This window comes from Asanoa sp. NPDC050611, from assembly GCF_040654855.1.
Taxonomy (GTDB): domain Bacteria; phylum Actinomycetota; class Actinomycetes; order Mycobacteriales; family Micromonosporaceae; genus Asanoa.
The window spans coordinates 1-5477 of record NZ_JBFAIU010000431.1; the positions used below are offsets into that span (position 1 = coordinate 1).

Here is a 5477-nt window from a genome sequence, read left to right on the forward strand (position 1 = left end):
GGCCCGGTCGGCGTCGGCGCGCTGCTGCTCGGCCGCGACGTCGCCGTGACGCCGCTGCTGCACGGCGGCGGCCAGGAGCGCGACGTCCGCTCCGGCACGCTCGACGCGCCGGGGATCGTCGCGTTCGCGGTCGCGGTCGAGACGAGCGTCAAGAGCCAGCGGGAGTACGCGGCCCGCGTCGCCGCCCTCCGCGACGCCCTGGTCGACGGCGTACGCGCGGCGGTGCCGGACGTGGTCTACAACGGCGACCCCGTCGACCGGCTGCCCAGCAACGCGCACTTCTCGTTCCCGGGCTGCGAGGGCGACGCGCTGCTGCTGCTCCTGGACGCGCAGGGCGTGGCCTGCTCGACCGGCTCGGCCTGCTCGGCCGGTGTCGCCCAGCCGTCGCACGTGCTGCTCGCGATGGGCAACGACGACGAACGCGCGCGCTCCTCGCTGCGCTTCACCCTGGGCCACACCTCGACCCAGGCCGACGTCGACGCGCTGGTCACCGCGCTGCCGGCCGCGGTGGAGCGGGCCCGCCGGGCGGGCATGATCAAGTCGTCGCGGTGAGGCGACGCGTACCCTTGCTGCCGTGAGGGTTCTTGCAGCGATGTCCGGCGGAGTCGACTCCGCCGTCGCGGCCGCGCGCGCCGCGGCGGCCGGGCATGACGTCACCGGCGTGCACCTGGCGCTGTCCCGCAATCCGCAGACCTACCGGTCCGGCGCGCGGGGCTGCTGCACGCTGGAGGACTCCCGGGACGCCCGGCGTGCGGCCGACGTGATCGGCATCCCGTTCTACGTGTGGGACATGGCCGACCGGTTCCACGAGGACGTCGTCGACGACTTCGTGGCGGAGTACGCCGCGGGCCGCACCCCGAACCCCTGCCTGCGCTGCAACGAAAAGATCAAGTTCGCCGCCGTGCTGGACCGCGCGATCGCGCTCGGCTTCGACGCGGTGGTCACCGGCCACCACGCCCGGCTCGGCGCCGACGGCCTGCTGCGCCGCAGCGTCGACCTCGCCAAGGACCAGTCGTACGTGCTGGCCGTGCTCACCCGCGAGCAGCTCGACCGGTCGATGTTCCCGCTCGGCGACTCGACCAAGGCCCAGGTGCGCGAGGAGGCGGCGGCGCGCGGCCTGTCCGTGGCCGACAAGCCCGATTCGCACGACATCTGCTTCATCGCCGACGGCGACACCCGCGGCTTCCTGGCCGACCGGCTCGGCGAGGAGCCCGGCGAGATCGTCGACGCGCTGACGGGTGCGGTGGTCGGCTCGCACGCGGGCGCCTACGCGTACACCGTGGGTCAGCGTCGTGGTCTCAACATCGGCGTGCCCGCACCCGACGGCAAGCCGCGCTACGTCCTGTCGATCACGCCGGTGACCAACACCGTCACCGTCGGCCCGCTCGAGGCGCTCGAAGTGTCCACGGTGACCGGTGAGCGTCCGGTGTGGACCGGCGGCCCGGTGCCGGCCGCGCCGGTCGAGTGCGAGGTGCAGCTGCGGGCGCACGGCACGCCGCTGCCCGCGGTCGTCACCCTCGACGACGGTGCCCTGGTCGCGTCGCTGCGCAGCCCGGCCCGCGGGGTGGCGCCGGGCCAGGCGGTGGTGGCCTACCGGCCGGACCCGGCCGGCGACGTCGTCCTCGGTTCCGCGACGATCCGCTAGTCGCCGGCGAGCGCGAACCGCTCCGCGTGCACCTGGCGCTTCGGCACGCCGACCTCCTTCAGCGCCGTCAGCACGCTGCCGGTCATCGCGGGCGGCCCGCACACGTACACGTCCCGCTCGCGGATGTCCGGCACGAGCGCGGTCAGGTTCGCGGGCGCGAACGGCAGGTTCGGCGGCAGCCCGGAGCCTGTGCGGCCGGTCAGCAGGTGCAGGGTGACCCCGGCGTTGGTCACGTAGTGCTCGAGCTCGCCGAGCAGCACCGCGTCGGCCTCGGTCGGCACCCGGTAGAGCACGGTCACCGGCCCGTCCAGCTCGCCCAGCAGTGAGCGGATCGGCGTGATGCCGACGCCGCCCGCGATCAGCAGCGTCGCGTCACGGGTGCGGTGCAGCGTGGTGAACGCGCCGTACGGCCCCTCGACGAAGACCCGCGCGCCGACCGGCAGGTCGCGCAGGCCCGCGCTGGTCCCGCCCACCGCCCGCGCGGTCAGCCGGAGCACCTCACCGTCCGGCGTCGACGAGATCGAGAACGGGTTCGCCTGCCACCACCGGCCCCTGGTCAGGAAGCGCCAGATGAAGAACTGCCCGGCCCGCGCCTCGAGCGCGGCCAGGTCGCGCCCGGTGACGTACACGGAGGTGACGTTGTGCGACTCCGGCACGACCGCGGCCACCCGCAGCTTGTGCCGGGCGTTGCGGAGCAGCGGCGTGACCACGCGGCCGTGCAGCAGGGACACGATCACCAGACCCCACATCCCCCACCAGTACGCCGTGGTCAGCGCGTTGGCCCGGAACGTGCTGCCTTCGTAGAGCTGGTGCAGCACGGCCAGCGTGACGGCGACGTAGAGCACGACGTGGATCGCGTGCCACAGCTCGTAGGACATGCGACGGCGGGCGAACCGCACGGACAGTGCCACGACGATCACGATCAGCGAGACCGCCAGCATGCCGAGCAGGGTCGGGAACACGCCGAGGAACACGTCGATCTGCGCGAACACCGAGATGTCGGCGAGCCGGGCGTAGCCGACGAGGATGAAGCTCGCGTGCAGCACGACCGCCCAGAACAGGGCGAACCCGGTCCAGCGGTGCCAGGCCGTCAGCCTGTCGGTGCCGATCCACGTGTCGAGCCAGGGCAGCCGGGCGACCAGCAGCAGCTGGAGCATCATCAGCAGGGCGGCGTGCAGTGCGAGGAACTTCGCGATGCCGATCAGGTCGTTCTTCGCCGGGTCGCCCGTGAAGAAGAGAACCTCGACGATCAACACATTGAACGCAAGTCCGATCCATACGGCGTATCGGGCAGCCTGCGCCTGGTTGCCGGTAGGGCGGCCAGCCCGAACCGTCGGCGATGCCGTCGCGTCTGCAGCCGTCATGAGCAATCTCCTGTCCGGTGGCTCCGCGAGTGACTACGGCGTTCCGGCGAGAGTAGTTCAGCTAGGGTCGCTGCATGTTGACCCGCGCGTGGGGAATCGCCCGATCGTTGGTTATCTATCACGGCCAGCCCGGCCGGCACCGGCGGCTGGTCCGGTTCTACGGGCAGTTCCTCGGCCCAGGTGACGTCGCGTTCGACATCGGCGCGCACGTCGGCAGCCGGGTCCGGGCGTGGCGCCGGCTCGGTGCCCGCGTCATCGCGGTCGAGCCGCAACCCGACTGCCTGCGGGTCCTGCGCGCGTTCTTCGGGCGCGACGACCAGGTCGTGATCGCGCCGATCGCGGTCGGCGCCGCACCCGGCACCGCGCAGCTCGCGCTCTCCACAGCGACGCCCACGGTCTCCACGCTCTCGACCACCTGGCGCGACACGGTCTCCACGGACCGCAGCTTCGCCAAGGTCCGCTGGGACCGCACCGTCGAGGTCCCGGTCACGACCCTCGACGACATGATCAAGGAATACGGCCAGCCGGCGTTCTGCAAGATCGACGTGGAGGGTTTCGAGGCGGACGTGCTGGCCGGGCTGTCGCAGCCCGTGCGCGCGCTGAGCTTCGAATACCTGCCGATGGCGCACGAGGCCGGGCTCGCGGTGCTCGGGCAGGTGGAGTCGCTGGGCGACTACGAATACAACTACTCGCCCGTGGAGACCATGCGCTGGGCCCGGTCGCAGTGGATGTCGGCCGGCGAGCTGGTCGCCCTGCTCGGCGAGGTCCGCCCGACCGGACGCTCCGGCGACGTGTACGCCCGCCTCCGCGCTTCGTGAACCGCGCCGTCATCCTGCTCACCGGCATCCAGGCGGCGGGCAAGTCGACCGTGGCGCAGGCACTCGCGGAACGGTTGCCGCGGTCGGTGCACGTGCGGGGTGACGTGTTCCGGCGGATGGTGGTGTCCGGCCGGGCCGAGATGACGCCGGCACCGTCGGACGAGGCGGTGCGGCAGCTGCGGTTGCGGTACGAGCTGGCCGCGCGCACGAGCGACGCGTACTTCGAGGCCGGGTTCACCGCCGTCACGCAGGACGTGGTGCTCGGGGAGTTCCTGCCGGAGATGGTCAACCTGATCCGCAGCCGGCCGCTGCTGGTGGTCGTGCTCGCGCCCACGCCCGCCGCGATCGCCGCGCGGGAGGCGGGCCGGGGCAAGGTCGCCTATGGGACGTTCGCGATCGAGGGGCTCGACCGCGTGCTGCGGGAGGAGACGCCGCGGCTGGGCCTGTGGCTCGACACGTCGGCGCAGTCGCCGGCCGAGACGGTCGACGAGATCCTGGCCCGGGCGTGGACCGAGGCGATGGTGTCCTGACACCGCCGGCCGGCGCGCTCGGCAGGCGGGTCCCCTGAGGCTCAGCAGCCACAGTCACAGCCGCAACCGCACATCATCGATCACCTCCCAACGCATCGGGCGGGCACCAGGTGCCCGGCTCGGGCGGCGGGCAGTCCCGCGCCGGCAGCCCGTCGATCATCCGGACCATCTCGGCCCGCAGCGCGGCCAGCCGCGCCAGCTCCGCGTCGAGCTCGTCGAGCCGCCGCTTGAGCAGCTCCTCGGCGGGCTCGCAGGGGCACACACCGGTGTCCCGCACCGCGAGCAGGTCGGCGATGTCCTTCAGCCGCAGCCCGAGGCGCTGCCCGCCCTGGATGAACCGCAACCGGTCGGCGGCGCTCGCGTCGTACGAGCGATATCCCGCTCCGGTCCGCCGCGGCGGATGCAGCAACCCGACCCGCTCGTAGTAGCGGACGGTGTCCGCGGACACCCCGACGACCTCTGCCAACTCGGCGACGCGCATGCCTTCGACGGTAAACCTTGGAGCGCACTCCAAAGTCAAGCCCGTGTCCGGACCGCGCCGGCGGCTCCGACGTCGCGGGTGAGAGGAAGGTGTGTGGGATGGCGAAAGTGATCGTGGACCTGACGGTGTCGCTGGACGGCTTCGTCGCCGGGCCGGGCGACGGGCTGGAGAGCCCGCTCGGCGCGGGCGGCGAGGGCCTCTTCCGCTGGTACTTCGACGGCGAGATTCCGATCCGGGCGTACGAGGAAGCGGCCGCGCGCGGGATCCGGGTGCCGTCGTTCCGGCTGTCGCCCGTCAACGCCGAGGTGTTCGGGGAGCTGGTCGCGGGCGGCGGCGCGGTGATCACCGGGCGGCGGACGTACGACATCTCGGGCGGCTGGGGCGGCAACGGCCCGGTGCCGGGCGTCCCGGTGTTCGTGCTGACGCACCGGGCGCCCGGGACCGTGCCGGCCGGCGAGAGCGACTACGTCTTCACCGACGACGTCAGGAGCGCGGTGGCGCGGGCGTCCGCGGCCGCCGGCGACCGCTACGTGAGCCTCATGGGTCACCCAGGGCGGATTAGCCTGGCCCTGGAACCCTTGGTCATCCGGCGGAAGGGTTTCTCACCCTTCTTGCGCTACTCATGCCTGCATTCTCACT

7 protein-coding genes are annotated in these 5477 nt (G+C 72.6%); 5 read left to right on the forward strand and 2 right to left on the reverse strand.

Features of this window, described 5'->3' with window-relative positions:
- Together AB0H87_RS37260 and mnmA are read left to right on the forward strand one after the other, a co-directional pair.
- Nucleotides 1–552 (forward strand): aminotransferase class V-fold PLP-dependent enzyme (locus AB0H87_RS37260; RefSeq protein ID WP_360156992.1); only part of this gene is annotated, 552 nt, incomplete at its 5' end.
- A gap of 22 nt (nt 553–574) precedes the next feature.
- Nucleotides 575–1645, forward strand: coding sequence for a tRNA 2-thiouridine(34) synthase MnmA (gene mnmA, locus AB0H87_RS37265; protein WP_360156994.1), 1071 nt, complete (start codon nt 575–577; stop codon nt 1643–1645).
- Here the strand turns inward: mnmA and AB0H87_RS37270 are convergent.
- Nucleotides 1642–2901, reverse strand: coding sequence for a ferredoxin reductase family protein (locus tag AB0H87_RS37270; protein ID WP_360156997.1), 1260 nt, complete (start codon nt 2899–2901; stop codon nt 1642–1644). The two genes, mnmA and AB0H87_RS37270, sit on opposite strands and share 4 nt — an antisense overlap.
- 182 nt (nt 2902–3083) lie before the next feature.
- Here AB0H87_RS37270 and AB0H87_RS37275 point away from each other — a divergent pair, with 182 nt between their 5' ends.
- Together AB0H87_RS37275 and AB0H87_RS37280 are read left to right on the forward strand one after the other, a co-directional pair.
- Nucleotides 3084–3827 carry an FkbM family methyltransferase gene (locus AB0H87_RS37275; RefSeq protein ID WP_360157005.1) on the forward strand — a complete coding sequence of 248 codons (744 nt, stop codon included), beginning with the start codon at nt 3084–3086 and terminating at the stop codon, nt 3825–3827.
- Entirely contained in the window at nt 3824–4357 is a 534-nt protein-coding gene (locus tag AB0H87_RS37280) for an AAA family ATPase (protein WP_360157008.1), read from the forward strand. Before AB0H87_RS37275 ends, AB0H87_RS37280 begins: the two co-directional genes overlap by 4 nt.
- Nucleotides 4358–4430: 73 nt before the next feature.
- Here the strand turns inward: AB0H87_RS37280 and AB0H87_RS37285 are convergent, their stop codons facing one another.
- Nucleotides 4431–4838: a MerR family transcriptional regulator gene (locus AB0H87_RS37285; RefSeq protein ID WP_360157011.1), complete on the reverse strand. Its 408-nt coding sequence runs from the start codon at nt 4836–4838 to the stop codon at nt 4431–4433.
- A 98-nt stretch (nt 4839–4936) separates the two neighbouring features.
- On the opposite strand from AB0H87_RS37285, the gene AB0H87_RS37290 reads away from it, so the two are divergent.
- A partial coding sequence (locus AB0H87_RS37290; RefSeq protein WP_360157014.1) for a hypothetical protein occupies nt 4937–5477 on the forward strand: 541 nt, incomplete at its 3' end.